The following is a 17,174-nucleotide window of genomic DNA, read 5'->3' as shown; positions in this document are numbered from 1 at the left end:
GCCCTGCCGTTCCCCGGGAAACTCCGGGAACGGCAGGGCCTCACGGCGTTCCGGCCCGTGTTCGGTCCGGCCGAGGTGTCAGCCCAGCGCGAGGTTGCGCAGCACCAGCCCGGTGGCCGGCTTCGGCCCGAAGGAGGTGGACTTGCGCGGCATGGTGACGCCCTGCTCGGCCAGCCGTCGCACCACGGACTCCCGGACCGGGTGCAGCAGGACGGCGGTGCCGCCGGTGCGCGCGGCCTCCTGTTCGGCGGCCACGGCGGTGTGCAGGTAGCCGATGTCGTCCGGGCCGTCGGGGACGTGCCAGGTGCGGTCCAGCAGGGTGGCGTGCAGGACGGTGGCGTCCAGGTGGCGCCACTCCTCGGGCCGGCCGTGCGGCACGGTGGCGTCGAGCAGGGACTCCTCGGGCTCGCCGAGCAGCCAGTAGACGCCGTCGCCGCCGGTCAGGACGAAGCCGTTGCCGCCGTGCCGCTTCTGCTCGGCGAGGGCCTGGAGCGCGGCGGACAGCGGCCCGGGGACCTCCTTGACCTTCCACTGGTCGCCGAGCCGCTCCAGCGCCTCGGCCACCGGCAGCCGGTACAGCACGCGGTGGATGGCACGGACCCGCAGCGGGTAGCGGGCGGTGTCCACCAGGAGCACCATGCCGCGGTCCCAGGGGCTGCGCGGCAGGTGGCGGTGCTCGCGCTGGAGGCGGAGGTACATCTCCCAGCGGTGGTGGCCGTCGGCGATCAGCGCCCGGCAGGTGGCCAGGTCGCGGCTGATCTCGGCGATCTCGGCCGGGGCGGTGACCGCCCACAGGCGGTGGTGGGTGCCGTCGCTGGTGGCGGTGGAGAGCAGCGGCTCGCGTTCGACCGTCCGCTCGATCACGCCGGAGGCGCCGCCGCCGCCCCGGTAGGTGAGCAGCAGCGGTTCCAGGTTGGCCCGGGTGGTGCGCATCAGGCCGACCCGGTCGGCGACCGGCCGGGGCATCACGTCCTCGTGCGGGAGCACCACGCCGCCCTCGCGGCCGCTCACCGCGAGGGCGCCGATCAGGCCGCGCTGGAGCAGCTCGGGGGAGTCGGCGGTGGCCGGGAGCCGCTGCTCGTAGACGTAGATCGCGGGCTCGGGGTCGGCGGCCAGGACGCCCTCGCGCTGCCAGGCGGCCAGCAGCCGGGCGGCGTGCCGGTAGCGGGTGTCGCGGTCGGGGCGGTCGCCGGCGTCCTCGGGCTCGGGCCTGGGCAGGATCAGCCGGACCACGTTGTGCGGGTCGGCGGTCTCCAGGTCGAGCCGGCGGCCCGGGTCCACGACGTCGTACGGCGGGGACGTCACGGCGGCCAGGGTGCCGACCCGGTCGGGGACGTAGCGCAGGCCGCGGAAGGGGGACAGGGACAGGCCGGCGGTGGCGACGTGCCCGGGATCGCCGGGGCCGCCCTCGGGAGTCTCGACTCCGTCTTCTGCACTGGGTGTGCTCATTCTGGGCATCGTAACCGGGTACGCGTTGTTGAGAGATCGGAATACCCGTGCCGATCTGTGGGGCGGGTGTGCGACCGAGGGCGAGGTACGGCATGGACGACGGGCAGGAACGGGTGGACGGCGGCGGCCCGGCCGAGTCGGGCGGGCCGGTCGGTGCCACCCGCGGGGACGCTCCGGCCGACGGCGTGCCGGGCCGCGTGCCGGGCGACGGTTCGACGGCCGGTGTGGTGCCGGTCGGTTCGGAGGGCGGCTCGGAGGCGGGTACGGAGACCAGCGGGGTGCCGCGGCAGAGCCGCTCCGGGGAGCCCACCGGGGACGTCTACGACTGGTTCCGCCGGGGCGCCCAGCTGCTGGCGCAGGGGCATCCGGCGGCCGCCGAGCAGTTGCTCGCCCGGGCGGTGGCGGCCGAGCCGCACTCGCGCAGCATCCGGGAGGCGCTGGCGCGGGCCCAGTTCGACGCGGGCTCGTACGCGGCGGCGCTGGCGAACTTCCGTGCCGTGGCGCTCGCGGATCCGGCGGACGACTACGCTCAGTTCGGATGGGGCGTCTCGGCGGCCCGGCTGGGCGACTTCGAGACCTCCGCCGAGCACCTGGCGCTGGCCGTGGCGATGCGGCCGGAGTCCGACCACTACCGGCAGGCGTTGCGGCAGACCAGGGCGACCCTGGCGGCCCGCGCCGGGGCGTACGGCCCGCTGCTGCCGGGAGCCCCCGGGTACGTGGAGCCCCCGGCGGGCGCCGAGGGCCCGGCCGGCGGAACGGCGGGCACCGCCGGTGCCGACGGCGGCGCCTGACCGGTGGGCGCCGCGACCCGGCCGGACGCCGTACGAGGCGCCGGGCCGCGAAGGCCGTACCGGACGCCCTGACACCCTGACGCACGAGGACGTGCGACACGGACGACGCAGTGAACGACGACGCAGTGAATGAGGTAGCGCAGCCATGACCGAGACGGCCACCCCCGTGCGACGGACCGCCCCCGGAGGCAGCGAGCGGCCGCTGACCGACGCGTACGACACCGCGCTGCTCGACCTGGACGGCGTGGTCTACGCCGGCGCGCACGCGATCGAGCACGCGGTGGACGCCCTGGACGCGGCCCGAACGGCCGGGATGCGGCTCGCGTACGTGACCAACAACGCCTCCCGCCCGCCGAGGGTGGTCGCCGAGCACCTGACCGAGCTGGGCGTCCCGGCCGAGCCGGCCGACGTGATCAACTCGGCCCAGGCCGCCGCCCGGCTGGTCGCCGAGAAGGTGCCGGCCGGCTCGAAGGTGCTGGTCGTGGGCGGTCTCGGGCTGGAGGAGGCGCTGGCCGAGCTGGGGCTGGTCGCGGTCCGCTCGCTGGCCGACGGGCCGCTCGCGGTGGTCCAGGGCTTCGACCCCTCGGTGGGGTGGACGGACCTCGCGGAGGCCGCGTACGCGGTGCAGAGCGGCCTGCCCTGGGTGGCGTCCAACCTGGACCTGACGGTGCCGAGGGCCCGCGGCATCGCGCCCGGCAACGGCACCCTGGTGGCGGCCGTGCGGGCGGCGACCGGGGTGGAGCCGGAGGTGGCGGGCAAGCCGCTGCCGCCGATGCACCGGGAGACCGTGCTGCGCACCGGCGCGGAGCGGCCGCTGGTGGTCGGGGACCGGCTGGACACCGACATCGAGGGCGCGTTCAACGGCGGGGTGGACAGCCTGCTGGTGTTCACCGGCGTGACCACCCCGGAGCTGCTGCTGGCGGCCCCGGTCGAGCACCGGCCGACCTACCTGGCGGCGGACCTGCGCGGACTGCTCGTCCCGCACCCGGCGGTGACGCCGGTGGACGGCGGCTTCGGGTGCGGCGGCTGGGTCGCGGGCGTCGAGGCCGGGGTGCTGCGGCTGTCCGGGACCGGGGACCGCTGGGACGGCCTGCGGGCGCTGTGCGCGGCCGCGTGGACGGTGCTGGACGCGGGCGGCGCGCCGGTGGACGGCCGGAAGGCGCTGGCCGACCTGGGGTTCTGAGGACGGTCCGGCGGTCGGCGGGTACGGCGGCCGGGGTCAGAGCAGGGTGCGCAGCCGCAGCAGGTCGCGGAAGCCCGCCTCCAGCCTGACCCGGCCGCTCGCCCACGCGGAGGCGAAGTTGAGCCGCCCGCCGACCAGCGCGACCAGGTCGTCGCTGCTCATGGTGAGCCGGATCTCCGCCTTCCCGGCCGGGGCGCCGGGGGCCACCACCACGTCCTGGATCCGGCCGTCGCGCAGCCGCCCGGTGAAGGTCAGGTCGAGGTCGGTGATCCGGCAGCTGAGCGAGCGGTCGAGGGCCGCGGCCTTGCGGACGTCGCCGGTGGACTTCGTCATGTTCCGGCTGAGCTGCTCCAGCGCCTCCCGGCACTCCTCGGCGTTCGCCACGGGCCGGCTCCCTCCCCCGGTCGCTACGGTGCTGACTGCGGGCCACGGTACCTCAGGCGGGTTTTGGCGGTAGCGTCGTCGGTGGGGTGCCCGGAACGGCGCCCGGGTACTGAGGGCGACGGAGCGACGCCCAGAGGCGATTGGGAGGCACCCGGATGCTGCCGAGGACGGTTCGGGGAGTGGTGGAGACCGCCGCCGGCGTGGTCGAGGAGGTCGGCAAGCTGGTCGTCGGGACGGCGAGCTCGATCCTGGAGAAGGCCGGGGTCGACGTCGCCGGGGTCGAGCGCCGGCTGGGCGGCCAGTTCCCGCCGTCGGTGGAGACCCTGCAGACCCTCGCCGGGGAGGCGGTCACCGCCGGGCGGGCCGGGGTGGACCTGGCCGTCGGCGTGGCGCGCAACGAGGCGGAGAAGGTCTTCGAGAAGGTCGGCGACCAGGTGACCAAGGTCGGCGTGGTGCTGGCGTACCTGGAGACCAAGCTGCGCGAGGTCGAGGAGGAGGCCCCGGCGGCCGCGTCCGGGCCGGGGGCGTACGGGGCCGAGGAGCCGGTGCCGGCGCCGCGGGCCGGCGACCTCTTCGGGCGCGGGTGGGAGGCCGAGGAGGAGCGGTCGGCCGCCCGGACGGTGGGTGAGCCGATAGTCGCCGAGCGGGTGGAGGTGGACGAGCCGGTCGAGGTCGACCCGCCGGTCCCGCCCGTCCCGCGGGTTTCCGCGGTCGCCCCGGCCCCGCGGGAGGAGCCCGCGGCGGAGGAGAGCGCCGTCGGGAAGAGCGCCGCCGGGAAGGCCGCCGCCGAGAAGAGCACGGCGAAGAAGGCCACCCCGGCGAAGAAGACGTCGGCGAAGAAGACGTCGGCCAAGACGACGCAGGCTGGGAAGGCCGCCGCGAAGCGGACGACGACCGTCAAGAAGTCCGCCACCCCCCGGCAGGCCGAGGCCGGAACCGAGCCCGGGACGCCCGCGAAGCGTGCGGCGACCAGGAAGACCACCGTCCGCAAGGCCACCAGCACGAAGAAGCCCGGCGACCCGAAGAAGTCCGACGACGCGAAGAAGCCCGATGCCCGAGACGAGTGAACCGCCCCGGTCCGTCCGGCACGCCGGGCCGCCGGCACCGCTCGACGCGGTGCTCCCCGCCGAGCCGCTCGGCGTCGAGCTGCTCCCCACCGGCCACCCCGGGGTGGACGCCGGACTGGCCCGGCTGGAGGCCCTGGACGGGGTCCCCGCCGAGGCACACGTCGCGGTGTACGAAGATGTTCACCAGCGGCTCGTCGACACACTGGCCGCGCTCGACCAGGAATGACCCGCAGGATCCGTAGGAGCTGAAACACCAGTGGCAGTGGCACGACGTCGACTCGACGCGGAATTGGTCCGCCGCAAGCTGGCCCGATCGCGTGAGCACGCGTCCGAGCTGATCGCCGCCGGCCGGGTGACGGTCGGCGGCGCCACCGCGACCAAGCCGGCCACCCAGGTGGAGACCTCGGCGGCGGTCGTGGTGGCGAAGGACGAGAACGACCCCGACTACGTCTCGCGCGGCGGCCACAAGCTCGCCGGCGCGTTCGCGGCCTTCGTGCCGCAGGGCCTGGTCGTCGAGGGCCGCCGGGCGCTGGACGCGGGCGCGTCCACCGGCGGGTTCACCGACGTGCTGCTGCGGGCCGGCGCCGCGCACGTGCTGGCGGTGGACGTCGGCTACGGGCAGCTCGCCTGGTCGCTGCAGAGCGACGAGCGGGTCACCGTGATGGACCGCACCAACGTGCGCGAGCTGACGCCGGAGCTGATCGGCGGCACCCGGGTCGACCTGGTGGTGGGCGACCTGTCGTTCATCTCGCTCGGCCTGGTGCTCCCGGCCCTCGCCTCCTGCGCGGCCGAGGACGCGGACCTGGTGCTGATGGTCAAGCCCCAGTTCGAGATCGGCAAGGAGCGCCTGGGCAGCGGCGGGGTGGTGCGCAGCCCGCAGCTGCGCGCCGAGATGGTGCGCCAGGTCGCGGGGCAGGCGTGGGAGCTCGGGCTGGGCGTGCGCGCGGTCACCGCGAGCCCCCTGCCGGGGCCGTCCGGCAACGTCGAGTACTTCCTCTGGCTGCGCCGTGACGCTCCGCGGCTGGACCCCGCGGACGCGGACCGGGCCGTGGCGGAGGGGCCCCGGTAGGGTGCCTTGCGAGCGTCCGGCCCGTCATGTCGTATGGCGCGGCCGCCCCGGGACCAAGGGCGACCCGGCAGGCGTTAGGGAGAGGGCAGCGGCATGAGCGATGAAGAACGTACGGTCTTCCTGATCGCGCACACCGGCCGGGAGACGGCGCTGCGCAGCGTCGAGGCCCTGGTGCACGGGCTGCTGAAGGTGGGGCTCCGGATCAGACTGCTGGAAGCCGAGGCGGTGGACCTGGACCTGCCGGAGGGCGTCGAGAAGGTCACCGAGGGCCCCGGGGCGGCGGACGGCTGCGAGCTGATCCTGGTGGCCGGCGGGGACGGGACGCTGCTGCGCGGGGCGGAGCTGGCGCGCTCCCACGGGCTGCCGATGCTCGGGATCAACCTGGGCCGGGTGGGCTTCCTCGCCGAGGCCGAGCGGGACGACCTGGCCGTGGTCGTCGAGCGGGTGGTCGACGCCGACTACGAGGTCGAGGAGCGGATGACGATCGACGTCATCGTCCGCACCAACGGCGACGTGGTGCACGAGGACTGGGCGCTGAACGAGGCCTCGATCGAGAAGGCGTCCCGGGAGCGGATGCTGGAGGTGGTGACCGAGGTGGACGGCCGTCCGGTCTCCAACTTCGGCTGCGACGGCGTGGTGTGCGCGACGCCGACCGGGTCCACCGCGTACGCGTTCTCCGGCGGCGGGCCGGTGGTGTGGCCGGAGGTGGAGGCGCTGCTGATGGTGCCGATCTCCGCGCACGCGCTGTTCGCCCGCCCGCTGGTGACCTCGCCGGAGTCGGTGCTGGCGGTCGAGGTGCAGCCCAAGACCCCGCACGGGGTGCTCTGGTGCGACGGGCGGCGTTCGGTCGAACTGCCCGCCGGGGCGCGGGTGGAGGTCCGCCGGGGCCGGACGCCGGTGCGGCTGGCCAGACTGCACCGGGCGCCGTTCACCGACCGGCTGGTGGCCAAGTTCGCGCTGCCGGTGACGGGTTGGCGCGGCCGGGCCGACCACCAGTAGCCGCGGCGGGCCGCGGCACGGCCGACCGCGGCCCGTACAGACGCGGTTCGTCCGACTGCGGCACGGCCGGCCGCGGCCCGCGCGAACGGGCCAAAGTTCCCGCGCGCCAAGGGACTTGCCCCGCCGCGCGGCCGTCAGACCGCCAGCGGCTGGGACTCGTCCGCCGGTTCGAGGCGTCCGCCGGCCGCCGCCTGGGCGGCCAGGTCGGCGAGGCGCTCGACGGCGGCGGGGACGGTCGCGGCGGGCACGGTGACCGGGAGGCGGATGTGGTGCTCGAAGGCGCCGTCCGAACCGAAGCGGTTGCCGGAGGCGATCCGGACCCCGCTGCGCTCCCCGGCCCGGGCCAGCGCCGCGCCGGACAGGCCGTCGGTGGAGACCCACAGTGAGAGCCCGCCCGACGGCATGGTGAAGCTCCACCCGGGCAGCCGTTCGGGCAGGGCGGCGGCGAAGGCCCGCGCGGTGGCCCGCAGCCGGGTCAGCTGGTGCTCCCGCACGTCGGGCAGCGGATCGCCCAGCAGCTCGGCGGCGATCAGCTGGTCCAGCACCGGGGTGCCGACGTCGCTGTAGACCCGCTCGGTGGCCAGCCGGCGTACCAGCGCGGGCGCAGCCCGGACCCAGCCGATCCGCAGGCCGCCCCAGAGCAGTTTGCCCGCCGAGCCGACGGTGACCACCTGGGCGGCGCGGTCCAGGGCCGCCGTCGGGCGCGGCAGCGGCGTGGACGGCGGTACGCCCCAGCCGAGTTCGGCGGTGGTCTCGTCGGCCAGCACGATGCTCCCGGCGGCCCTGGCGGCGGCCAGCAGTTCCCGGCGCTGCTCCTCGTCGATCAGCGCGCCGGTCGGGTTGTGGAAGTCCGGGATCACGTACGCGACCCGGGGGCCGGCCCCGCGCAGCACCCGCCGCCACTCGTCGAGGTCCCAGGTGGGCCGCGGCGTCCAGGAGTACGGCACCGGGACCAGACGGGCGCCGGCCAGCCGCAGCGCCTGCAGGGTGTGGGCGTAGCTGGGCGCCTCGACGGCGACCCGGTCGCCGCGGCCGACCAGCGCCCGCTGGAGCAGGTGCAGGCCGCCCATCGCGCCGGTGGTGATCAGGATCTGGTCGGGGGTGGTGGGCAGTCCGCGCTCGGTGAAGCGGCGGGCGACGGCCTCGCGCAGCACCGGGACGCCGGTGGGGTAGTGGCCGTGCCCGGCGGCGTAGTACGGCAGCTGTTCGACGGCCCGGGCGGCGGCCTGGCCGACCCAGGGCTGGGGGGCGGGCGGGGCGGCGACGCCGAGGTCGAGGATGCGGCCCTGCTCGTCCGGCGGGACGGGGTGCAGGGCCTCGCCGGGCGGCGGCGCGCCCTCGGGCAGGGCGGTCCAGCTGCCCGCGCCGCGCCGGCTGCGCAGGTAGCCGTCGCCGCGCAGGGTCTCGTACGCGGTGGCGACGGTGGTGCGGCTCATCGCCAGTGCGGTGGCCAGCTCGCGTTCGGCGGGCAGCCGGGCGCCGACCGGCAGCCGGCCCTCGGTGACCAGCAGCCGGATCTGCCCGGCCAGGGTGCGGTAGGCGGGGCGGCGGGCGGCGGCCGGCTCGGGGAGCCGGGCGGTGGTGAGCAGCCGCGCGAGTGCGGGCGGGGTGACGGTGGTGTGCCAGTCGACCATGGCTGAAAAGTCCACTTGCTCGGGATTGGCCCTGGAGCGGGCAGCTTTGGACTGGCCATCATGGCAGGGCGGCCATGCCGGCCGCCACCACCGGGCGCCCCGGTGGTGCAGCACCACCGCAGGAGCAGGCCTTGGCCACCACGACCACACCAGGATCAGCCACCCCCACCAGACCCGGACCGGCCGCCGGGCGGACGCTCGCCGTCCGGGTGTTCGGCGACACCCACGCCCTCGGCCGCCGGATACCGCAGCTGTTCGTCGGCCTCGCCCTGTACGGCGTGAGCATGGCGCTGATGCTCCGCGCCGGCCTCGGCCTCGACCCCTGGGACGTCCTGCACCAGGGCCTGCAGCGCACCATCGGCCTCTCCGTCGGCACCTGGGTGACGATCTGCGGCGCCCTCGTCCTGCTGCTGTGGATCCCGCTGCGCCAGCGCCCGGGCCTGGGCACCGTCGCCAACGTGCTGGTGATCGGCGCGGCCATGGACCTCACCCTGCGGGTCGTCGACGGCCCCGGCGCGCTGCCCGCCAGGATCGCGCTGACGGCCGCGGCGATCGCCCTCAACGGCCTGGCCAGCGGCCTCTACATCGGCGCCCGGCTCGGCCCCGGCCCGCGCGACGGCCTGATGACCGGCCTGCACCGGCGCACCGGCCGCTCGCTGCGGCTGATCCGCACCGGCATCGAGGTGACGGTCCTCACCGCCGGGCTGCTGCTCGGCGGCACCGCCGGGGCCGGCACCGTCGCGTACGCGCTGGCCATCGGCCCGCTGGTGCAGCTCCTGCTGCCCTGGTGCACCGTCCCGGTGCCCGCCGAGGACGCCCGGAAGGGATGAACTTCCGGGCACGGAGTTGCCGCGCGCCGTTGTCGCTCGTCGCGCGCCGGGGGCGGAACCTCGTAAGGTCGTCTCCGTGTTGGACGAGATGCGGATACGGGATCTTGGGGTCATCGACGACGCGGTGGTCGAACTCGCCCCCGGCTTCACCGCCGTGACCGGTGAGACCGGCGCCGGGAAGACCATGGTCGTGACCAGCCTCGGCCTGCTGCTGGGGGGACGCGCCGACCCGGGCCTGGTGCGCAACGGCACCGGACGCGCCGTCGTGGAGGGCCGCCTGGAGCTGCCCCCCGGCTCCCCGGCGGCGGTCCGCGCGCTCGAGGCCGGGGCCGAACTGGACGACGGCGCGCTGCTGATCAGCCGGACCGTCTCCGCCGAGGGCCGCTCCCGGGCGCACGTCGGCGGCCGGTCCGTCCCGGTCGGGCTGCTCGCCGAACTCGGCGAGGACCTGATCGCCGTGCACGGCCAGACCGACCAGCAGCGCCTGCTGCGCCCGGCCCGCCAGCGCGGCGCGCTGGACCGGTACGCGGGCGCCTCGGTGGCCGGGCCGCTGGCCCGCTACCGGGAGACCTACCGCGTCCTGCGCGAGGTCTCCGCGACCCTGGAGGAGCTGACCACCCGGGCCCGCGAGCGCGCCCAGGAGGCCGACCTGCTGCGCTTCGGCCTGGACGAGATCGCCGCCGCCGAGCCGGTGGCCGGCGAGGACGCCGAGCTGGCCGCCGAGGCCGAGCGGCTCGGCCACGCCGACGCGCTGTCCTCCGCCGCGACCCTCGCCCACGCGGCGCTGGCCGGCGACCCGGTCGACCCGGAGGCGCTGGACGCGGGCACCCTGCTCGCCCAGTCCCGCCGGGCCCTGGACGCGGTGCGCCACCACGACGAGCGGCTGGCCGCCCTGGCCGACCGCCTCAACGAGGTCGGCTACCTGCTCGCCGACGTGGCCGGCGACCTGGCCGGCTACGCGGACGACCTGGACGCCGACCCGGTGCGCCTGGCCGCCGTCGAGGACCGCCGGGCCGTCCTGGCCCAGCTGCTGCGCAAGTACGGCGGCGAGGAGAACTCGCTCGCCGAGGTGATCGCCTGGGCCGAGGCCAGTGCGGTGCGGCTCGCCGAGCTCGACGGCGACGACGACCGGATCGACGAGCTCGGCGCCCGGGAGAGCGAGCTGCGGGCCGAGCTGGCCGAGCTGGCCGCCGAGGTGTCGCAGGCCCGGTACGCCGCGGCCGGGCGGTTCGCCGACGCGGTCTCCGCCGAACTCGCCGAACTGGCCATGCCGCACGCCCGGGTGACCTTCGCGATCGGCCAGGTCGACGACCTGGCCGGGATCGAGGTCGGCGGGCGCACCGTCGCGTACGGGCCGCACGGCGTGGACGAGGTCGAGGTGCTGCTCGCCCCGCACCCCGGCGCCCAGCCGCGCCCGATCGCCAAGGGCGCCTCCGGCGGTGAGCTGTCGCGCGTGATGCTCGCCGTCGAGGTGGTCTTCGCGGGCGCCGACCCCGTCCCCACCTACCTGTTCGACGAGGTGGACGCGGGCGTCGGCGGCAAGGCCGCGGTCGAGATCGGCCGCCGGCTGGCCAAGCTCGCCGAGTCCGCCCAGGTCGTGGTCGTCACCCACCTCCCGCAGGTCGCCGCGTTCGCCGACCGGCACCTGGTGGTGGAGAAGACCAACGACGGCACGGTGACCCGCAGCGGTGTCAAGGTGCTGAACGACGAGGAGCGGGTGCGCGAACTCTCCCGGATGCTGGCCGGCCTGGAGGACTCGGAACTGGGCCGCGCCCACGCCGAGGAACTGCTGGCCGCGGCCCGGGCCCCGCGCCGCCGCTAGCCGGGGCCGGCGGCCCCCCGGACGTCGGCGACGCGCCCCCGTGGCGCCGACTGTCCAAGAGGGCCGCCGACCTGGCATCGTGGCGGCTGGACACTGGCTTCCCAGCCCCGAGCGCCGCCGGGCGGGCAATCCTCGCGAAGCGGCGCGCGAACCTGATCGAGTCGGATGCGAGACGACGTGGACCATTCCGCCGCCCGGGCCACCGCGGCCGTCCCCGAACCGGGGCAGCTGCACGTGGTACTCGTCCTGGCCGCCAGCACCGGCGGCATCGGTGCGCACGTGCGCTCCCTGGCCCAGGGCCTGGTCGCACACGGGGTGAACGTCACGGTCTGCGCGCCGGCCGGCACGGACGCGCTGTTCGGCTTCTCCCGTACGGGCGCCAGGTTCCACACCGTCGACATCACCCCCACCGCGGGAGCCCGCAGCGACGCCACCGCGATCGGCGAGCTGCGCCGGGCCTTCACCGGCGCCGACGTGGTGCACGCCCACGGGCTGCGCGCCGGGCTGCTGTCCGACCTGGCGCTGCGCACCGCGGGCCGCTTCCCGGGCCTGCGCCCCGAGACCCCGCTGGTGGTCACCTCGCACCACGCGCTGCTGGCCACCGGCATGGAGCGCCGGCTGCAGCGGCTGATGGAGCGCCGGGTGGCGCGCGCCGCCGACCTGGTCCTCGGCGCCTCCTCCGACCTGGTCGCCCGGGCCCGCGAACTGGGCGCCACCGACGCCCGGCTGGGCCCGGTCGCGGCGCCGCCGATGCCCGAGGGCCTGCTCGGCCGCGCCGAGGCGCGCGCCGCGCTGCTCGGCGACGGCCCGGACCGTCCGCTGGTGCTGGCGGTCGGCCGGCTCGTCCCGCAGAAGGCCTTCGGGCTGCTGCTGGACGCCACCCGGGAACTGTCCGCGCTGGACCCGGAGCCGCTCGTGCTGCTCGCCGGGGACGGCCCGGAGGCGGGCGCGCTGCGCGAGCGGGCGGCCGCGGAGAAGCTGCCGGTGCGGCTGCTCGGCTACCGGACGGACGTGCCCGACCTGCTGGCCGCCGCCGACGCGGTGGTGGTCCCCAGCCGCTGGGAGGCCCGCTCGCTGGTGGTGCAGGAGGCGATGCGGGCCGGCGTGCCGGTGGTCGCCACCGCCGTCGGCGGCATCCCCGAACTGGTCGGGGACGCCGCCGAGCTGGTGCCCCCCGGCGACCCGGCGGCGCTCGGCCGTGCGGTGCGCGCCCTGCTGGTCGACCCGGCCCGCCGCGAGCGGCAGGTGGCGGCCGGCCGGCAGCAGGCCGACACCTGGCCGGACGAGGCCGCCACCGTCGCCCAGGTGCTCAGCACCTACGACGAGCTGGTGCAGCGCGGCTAGGGCCTGTCTTCAAACTCCCGTCGTCCGCCCGGAGGGCGGGCGGGGCGGCGTTGGGGTGCGTGCATCGCAAGGCGGAGGAGGGAGCCACTGCGGAGCATTGGCGACCGACGACAACGCGGCGAGGTGCGTGCCCCGGCGTCGCCCCGCAGATGCGAGTTTGAAGACAGGCCCTAGGTCCGCCCCTAGACCGTGGCCCGCTCGGCCCGGTCGGTGGCCGGCCCGTCCGGCTGGGCGGACAGGTACGCCGCGCCGCAGGCGGTCAGCCGCAGGGCGGTGTCGATCAGCGGGACGTGGCTGAAGGCCTGCGGGAAGTTGCCGACCTGGCGCTTGAGGCGCGGGTCCCACTCCTCGGCGAGCAGGCCGACGTCGTTGCGCAGCGCGAGCAGCCGGTCGAACAGCTCGCGGGCCTCCTGGACCCGGCCGATCATGGCGAGGTCGTCGGCCAGCCAGAACGAGCAGGCCAGGAAGGCGCCCTCGTGGCCGGAGAGGCCGTCCACGTTGTTGCCCGACTCGTCGTGGGTGGGGTAGCGCAACACGAAGCCGTCCTCGGTGGACAGTTCGCGCTGGATGGCCTCGATGGTGCCGATGACGCGCTTGTCGTCGGCGGGCAGGAAGCCGACCTGGGGGATCAGCAGCAGCGAGGCGTCCAGTTCCTTGCCGCCGTAGTACTGGGTGAAGGTGTTGCGCTCCGGGTCGTAGCCCTTCTCGCAGACGTCGGCGTGGATGGTGTCGCGCAGCGCGCGCCAGCGCTCCAGGTGGCCGCCGGTGGGCTCGTCCTCGGGGGTCTGCTCCAGGAGCTTGATGGTGCGGTCGACGGCGACCCAGGCCATGACCTTGGAGTGGACGAAGTGGCGGCGGGGGCCGCGGACCTCCCAGATGCCCTCGTCGGGGTTCTGCCAGTGGTCCTCGAGGTAGTCGATCAGGCGCAGTTGGAGCTGGTGGGCGTGGTCGTTGCGGACGAGGCCGGTCATGTGGGCGAGGTGGAGGGCTTCGACGACCTCGCCGTAGACGTCGAGTTGGAGTTGTCCGGCGGCGCCGTTGCCGATGCGGACGGGCTGGGAGCCCTCGTAGCCGGGCAGCCAGTCGAGGGAGGACTCGGTGAGCTCGCGCTCGCCGGCGATGCCGTACATGATCTGGAGGTTCTCGGGGTCGCCGGCGACGGCGCGCAGGAGCCATTCGCGCCAGGCCTTGGCCTCGTCGCGGTAGCCGGTGCGCAGCAGGGAGGAGAGGGTGATGGCGGCGTCGCGCAGCCAGGTGTAGCGGTAGTCCCAGTTGCGTTCGCCGCCGATGTCCTCGGGCAGGGAGGTGGTGGGGGCGGCGACGATGCCGCCGGTGGGGGCGTAGGTGAGGCCCTTGAGGGTGATCAGGGAGCGGATCACGGCTTCGCGGTAGGGGCCCTGGTAGGTGCACTGGTCGGCCCAGTCGTGCCAGAAGTCGGCGGTGGCGTCGAGCATGCCCTCGGCGTCCGGGGGCTTGGGTGCGTCGAGGTGGGAGGCCTGCCAGGTGAGGGCGAAGGCGATCCGCTCCCCGGCGGTGACGGTGAAGTCGGCGTAGGTGGTGAGGTCACGGCCGTAGGTCTCGGCCCTGCCGTCCAGCCAGACCGAGTCGGGGCCGGCCACGGCGACGGTGCGGTGGCCGCCGTCGGCCTGCTCGACGCGGTGCACCCAGGGCACCACCCGGCCGTAGGAGAAGCGCATCCGCAGTGCGGAGCGCATCCGCACGGTGCCGGAGACGCCCTCGACGATCCGGATCACCTGGGGGACGGCGTCCTTGCCGGCCAGCGGGCGCGGCGGCATGAAGTCGATCACCCGGACGGTGCCGCCCTGGGTGTCCCACTCCTGCTCCAGGATCAGCGAGTCGCCCCGGTAGCGGCGGCGGTCGGCGGGCACGGCCGGGGCGGCGGCGGTGGGCGGGGGCACCCGCAGGTCGGCGGTCTCGGCGATGCGGACCCGTGCGGGCGAGGGGGCCGGGGCCGTCGCGGGGAGGGGGACCGAGGTGACGACGGCCTCGGCCGGGCCGATCCGCCAGAAGCCGTGTTCATCGGTGCCGAGCAGGCCGGCGAACACGGCCGGCGAGTCGAAGCGGGGAAGGCAGAGCCAGTCCACCGCCCCGTCCCTGCTGACCAGGGCAGCGGTCTGCATGTCCCCGATGAGTGCGTAGTCCTCGATACGGCCGGCCACGTGGATCTCCAGTTCGCAATGTGGTCAGGGCATCGGCGAGCGGAGGGAGCGAGCGGTCTGCGGGGCCGGAGGTCCACCCCGGGACGTCCGGCCTGCCGGGGGTGGTGGCGGGCCTTGCTGGAGTGTCCGCGGGGCTCGGTCGAGCCCCTGGAGTGGGTGGGGATGAGCGGGAATACGGGGAGGTCCGGTCGCGCATCGGGGACCGGGAGTGTCCTGACCCTCCCACGCCCTCCGCGTGCTCGTGCTGTCGGCGATGCGTCCGAGCAGCTTACGACGGACGAAAGGGGCGAAGCACGCGGACGCAGCCCGGTGTGGCGCCGCAATTCGGCGGAAATGCCGTGCATCGCGAGGGCGCGGCGCAGGATGGTCCGGAAGGATCACCTCCGCCTGGCCCGGCAGGGGGAGCCGGGATGGTCCGGACGGACACCGCGCTCTGGCCCGGTCCGGGGGGTTGTGCGACCGGTGTGAAACCTGTGGCGTGTGATGCGCCGGTCGTGCGCCCCGCGCGCGCTCCCGGCGCGGTGCGCGTGCCTCGATCGGCGTCCGGGTCGCGTCACTGATACCCTGGTATCCCGTGGACCGGCGGGATCAAACGCCCCGGACCAGCCGAACCGACGACCCAGTGAGCGCCGCGCACCGAGCCGGCCTCCCGTCACGGCGAACCCCGAGCCTCCCGCCCACGTCTGCTTCGACACGCGACCCACGGGAGCCCCCTCTTGGCACAGCCCCATTCCGGCAAGGCAGCGAACGGCCGCGCCGTGACGACCAAGCACCTCTTCGTCACCGGGGGTGTCGCCTCTTCGCTCGGAAAGGGGCTGACCGCCTCCAGCCTCGGCGCGCTGCTCAAGGCCCGCGGCCTGCGCGTGACGATGCAGAAGCTCGACCCCTACCTCAACGTGGACCCGGGCACCATGAACCCGTTCCAGCACGGTGAGGTGTTCGTCACCGACGACGGCGCCGAGACCGACCTGGACATCGGTCACTACGAGCGGTTCCTGGACACCAACCTGCACGGCTCGGCGAACGTCACCACCGGCCAGGTGTACTCGACGGTCATCGCCAAGGAGCGCCGCGGCGAGTACCTGGGCGACACCGTCCAGGTCATCCCGCACATCACCAACGAGATCAAGTCCCGGATCCGCCGGATGGCGACCGAGGACGTCGATGTCGTGATCACCGAGGTCGGCGGCACCGTCGGCGACATCGAGTCGCTGCCGTTCCTGGAGGCCGTCCGCCAGGTCCGCCACGAGGTCGGCCGGGACAACGTGTTCTTCGTGCACGTCTCCCTGCTGCCGTACATCGGCCCCTCGGGCGAGCTGAAGACCAAGCCCACCCAGCACTCCGTCGCCGCGCTGCGCAACATCGGCATCCAGCCCGACGCGATCGTGCTGCGCGCCGACCGCGAGGTCCCGCAGGCGATCAAGCGCAAGATCTCGCTGATGTGCGACGTGGACGAGGAGGCCGTGGTCGCGGCCATCGACGCCAAGTCGATCTACGACATCCCCAAGGTGCTGCACGGCGAGGGCCTGGACGCGTACGTGGTGCGCCGTCTGGACCTGCCGTTCCGCGACGTCGACTGGACCACCTGGGACGACCTGCTGCGCCGCGTCCACGAGCCGCAGCACATCGTCAAGGTCGCCCTGGTCGGCAAGTACATCGACCTGCCGGACGCGTACCTGTCGGTGACCGAGGCGCTGCGCGCCGGCGGCTTCGCCAACAACGCCCGGGTCGAGATCAAGTGGGTCACCTCGGACGACTGCGAGACCCCCGAGGGCGCCCGGGCGCAGCTCGGCGACGTCGACGCGATCTGCATCCCCGGCGGCTTCGGCGACCGCGGCGTCAACGGCAAGGTCGGCGCGATCACCTTCGCCCGCGAGAACAAGGTGCCGCTGCTGGGCCTGTGCCTGGGCCTGCAGTGCGTGGTCATCGAGGCGGCCCGCAACCTGGCCGGCCTGCCCGAGGCCAACTCCACCGAGTTCGACGCCGCCGCCAAGCACCCGGTCGTCTCCACGATGGCCGAGCAGCTGGCCATCGTCGACGGCAAGGGCGACCTGGGCGGCACCATGCGCCTGGGCCTGTACCCGGCCAAGCTCGCCGAGGGCTCGATCGTCCGTGAGGTCTACGGCGGCGAGCAGTACGTCGAGGAGCGCCACCGTCACCGCTACGAGGTCAACAACGCCTACCGCGCGGACCTGGAGAAGACCGGCCTGGAGTTCTCCGGCCTCTCTCCCAAGGGCGACCTGGTCGAGTACGTCGAGTACCCGCGCGAGGTGCACCCCTACCTGGTGGCCACCCAGGCCCACCCGGAGCTGAAGTCCCGCCCGACCCGCCCGCACCCGCTGTTCGCGGGCCTGGTCAAGGCGGCCATCGAGATCAAGACCGCGGTCTCCGAGTAGTCCTCCCCGGTCGTTCACCGAACGGC

At 75.0% G+C, this 17,174-nt stretch carries 14 protein-coding genes; 10 read left to right on the top strand and 4 right to left on the bottom strand.

Features of this window, described 5'->3' with window-relative positions; translation table 11 throughout:
- Positions 1-78: 78 nt before the first annotated feature.
- On the bottom strand, positions 79-1,449 hold the full coding sequence (locus ACFU7Z_RS18800; RefSeq protein WP_082345921.1) for a DUF1015 family protein: 1,371 nt from the start codon (positions 1,447-1,449) through the stop codon (positions 79-81).
- A gap of 92 nt (positions 1,450-1,541) precedes the next feature.
- Here ACFU7Z_RS18800 and ACFU7Z_RS18795 point away from each other — a divergent pair, with 92 nt between their 5' ends.
- Together ACFU7Z_RS18795 and ACFU7Z_RS18790 are read left to right on the top strand one after the other, a co-directional pair.
- Positions 1,542-2,240 carry a tetratricopeptide repeat protein gene (locus ACFU7Z_RS18795; RefSeq protein WP_380778338.1) on the top strand — a complete coding sequence of 233 codons (699 nt, stop codon included), beginning with the start codon at positions 1,542-1,544 and terminating at the stop codon, positions 2,238-2,240.
- A gap of 145 nt (positions 2,241-2,385) precedes the next feature.
- On the top strand, positions 2,386-3,423 hold the full coding sequence (locus ACFU7Z_RS18790) for an HAD-IIA family hydrolase (RefSeq protein WP_380778336.1): 1,038 nt from the start codon (positions 2,386-2,388) through the stop codon (positions 3,421-3,423).
- Positions 3,424-3,459: 36 nt separating this feature from the next.
- On the opposite strand, the gene ACFU7Z_RS18785 is transcribed toward ACFU7Z_RS18790, so the two are convergent.
- On the bottom strand, positions 3,460-3,807 hold the full coding sequence (locus ACFU7Z_RS18785; RefSeq protein ID WP_049654726.1) for an SCP2 sterol-binding domain-containing protein: 348 nt from the start codon (positions 3,805-3,807) through the stop codon (positions 3,460-3,462).
- 179 nt (positions 3,808-3,986) lie between these two features.
- On the opposite strand from ACFU7Z_RS18785, the gene ACFU7Z_RS18780 reads away from it, so the two are divergent.
- The 4 genes from ACFU7Z_RS18780 to ACFU7Z_RS18765 all read left to right on the top strand — a co-directional run bounded on the left by ACFU7Z_RS18780 (position 3,987) and on the right by ACFU7Z_RS18765 (position 6,942).
- Complete coding sequence (locus tag ACFU7Z_RS18780) at positions 3,987-4,874, top strand: hypothetical protein (RefSeq protein ID WP_380778334.1); 888 nt, start codon at positions 3,987-3,989, stop codon at positions 4,872-4,874.
- A complete protein-coding gene (locus ACFU7Z_RS18775; protein WP_074004682.1) occupies positions 4,858-5,100 on the top strand; it encodes a hypothetical protein in 243 nt (80 codons plus the stop codon). Before ACFU7Z_RS18780 ends, ACFU7Z_RS18775 begins: the two co-directional genes overlap by 17 nt.
- Before the next feature lie 36 nt (positions 5,101-5,136).
- Positions 5,137-5,943: a TlyA family RNA methyltransferase gene (locus ACFU7Z_RS18770; protein ID WP_074004683.1), complete on the top strand. Its 807-nt coding sequence runs from the start codon at positions 5,137-5,139 to the stop codon at positions 5,941-5,943.
- A gap of 93 nt (positions 5,944-6,036) precedes the next feature.
- Complete coding sequence (locus ACFU7Z_RS18765) at positions 6,037-6,942, top strand: NAD kinase (protein ID WP_049654720.1); 906 nt, start codon at positions 6,037-6,039, stop codon at positions 6,940-6,942.
- A gap of 134 nt (positions 6,943-7,076) precedes the next feature.
- On the opposite strand, the gene ACFU7Z_RS18760 is transcribed toward ACFU7Z_RS18765, so the two are convergent.
- The gene (locus ACFU7Z_RS18760; RefSeq protein WP_380778332.1) at positions 7,077-8,576 is read right to left on the bottom strand and encodes a PLP-dependent aminotransferase family protein; all 1,500 of its coding nucleotides are present in this window, start codon (positions 8,574-8,576) and stop codon (positions 7,077-7,079) included.
- A 131-nt stretch (positions 8,577-8,707) separates the two neighbouring features.
- Here ACFU7Z_RS18760 and ACFU7Z_RS18755 point away from each other — a divergent pair, with 131 nt between their 5' ends.
- The 3 genes from ACFU7Z_RS18755 (at position 8,708) to ACFU7Z_RS18745 (ending at position 12,572) form a co-directional block, all read left to right on the top strand.
- Complete coding sequence (locus ACFU7Z_RS18755; protein WP_074004685.1) at positions 8,708-9,406, top strand: hypothetical protein; 699 nt, start codon at positions 8,708-8,710, stop codon at positions 9,404-9,406.
- A gap of 88 nt (positions 9,407-9,494) precedes the next feature.
- Complete coding sequence (recN, locus tag ACFU7Z_RS18750) at positions 9,495-11,228, top strand: DNA repair protein RecN (protein ID WP_198959457.1); 1,734 nt, start codon at positions 9,495-9,497, stop codon at positions 11,226-11,228.
- A 165-nt stretch (positions 11,229-11,393) separates the two neighbouring features.
- Complete coding sequence (locus tag ACFU7Z_RS18745) at positions 11,394-12,572, top strand: glycosyltransferase family 4 protein (protein WP_380778330.1); 1,179 nt, start codon at positions 11,394-11,396, stop codon at positions 12,570-12,572.
- Between the two features lie 182 nt (positions 12,573-12,754).
- Here the strand turns inward: ACFU7Z_RS18745 and ACFU7Z_RS18740 are convergent, their stop codons facing one another.
- Complete coding sequence (locus ACFU7Z_RS18740; protein WP_375875574.1) at positions 12,755-14,752, bottom strand: glycoside hydrolase family 15 protein; 1,998 nt, start codon at positions 14,750-14,752, stop codon at positions 12,755-12,757.
- 716 nt (positions 14,753-15,468) lie between these two features.
- On the opposite strand from ACFU7Z_RS18740, the gene ACFU7Z_RS18735 reads away from it, so the two are divergent.
- Complete coding sequence (locus ACFU7Z_RS18735; protein WP_375875575.1) at positions 15,469-17,148, top strand: CTP synthase; 1,680 nt, start codon at positions 15,469-15,471, stop codon at positions 17,146-17,148.
- The last annotated feature ends 26 nt before the right edge of the window (positions 17,149-17,174 follow it).

Origin of the sequence: Kitasatospora sp. NPDC057518 (genome assembly GCF_042802075.1) — a bacterium.
GTDB lineage: Bacteria > Actinomycetota > Actinomycetes > Streptomycetales > Streptomycetaceae > Kitasatospora.
The sequence above is the reverse complement of the archived record's forward strand: the minus strand, read 5'-3'. Positions and strand labels throughout refer to the sequence as shown.

Excerpts from the sequence above, each read along its gene's own strand:
- ACFU7Z_RS18800 (WP_082345921.1), bottom strand. The coding sequence starts at position 1,449 with ATGAGCACACCCAGTGCAGAAGACGGAGTCGAGACTCCCGAGGGCGGC.
- ACFU7Z_RS18795 (WP_380778338.1), top strand. The coding sequence starts at position 1,542 with ATGGACGACGGGCAGGAACGGGTGGACGGCGGCGGCCCGGCCGAGTCG.
- ACFU7Z_RS18790 (WP_380778336.1), top strand. The coding sequence starts at position 2,386 with ATGACCGAGACGGCCACCCCCGTGCGACGGACCGCCCCCGGAGGCAGC.
- ACFU7Z_RS18775 (WP_074004682.1), top strand. The coding sequence starts at position 4,858 with ATGCCCGAGACGAGTGAACCGCCCCGGTCCGTCCGGCACGCCGGGCCG.
- ACFU7Z_RS18765 (WP_049654720.1), top strand. The coding sequence starts at position 6,037 with ATGAGCGATGAAGAACGTACGGTCTTCCTGATCGCGCACACCGGCCGG.
- ACFU7Z_RS18760 (WP_380778332.1), bottom strand. The coding sequence starts at position 8,576 with ATGGTCGACTGGCACACCACCGTCACCCCGCCCGCACTCGCGCGGCTG.
- recN (WP_198959457.1), top strand. The coding sequence starts at position 9,495 with ATGCGGATACGGGATCTTGGGGTCATCGACGACGCGGTGGTCGAACTC.
- ACFU7Z_RS18745 (WP_380778330.1), top strand. The coding sequence starts at position 11,394 with ATGCGAGACGACGTGGACCATTCCGCCGCCCGGGCCACCGCGGCCGTC.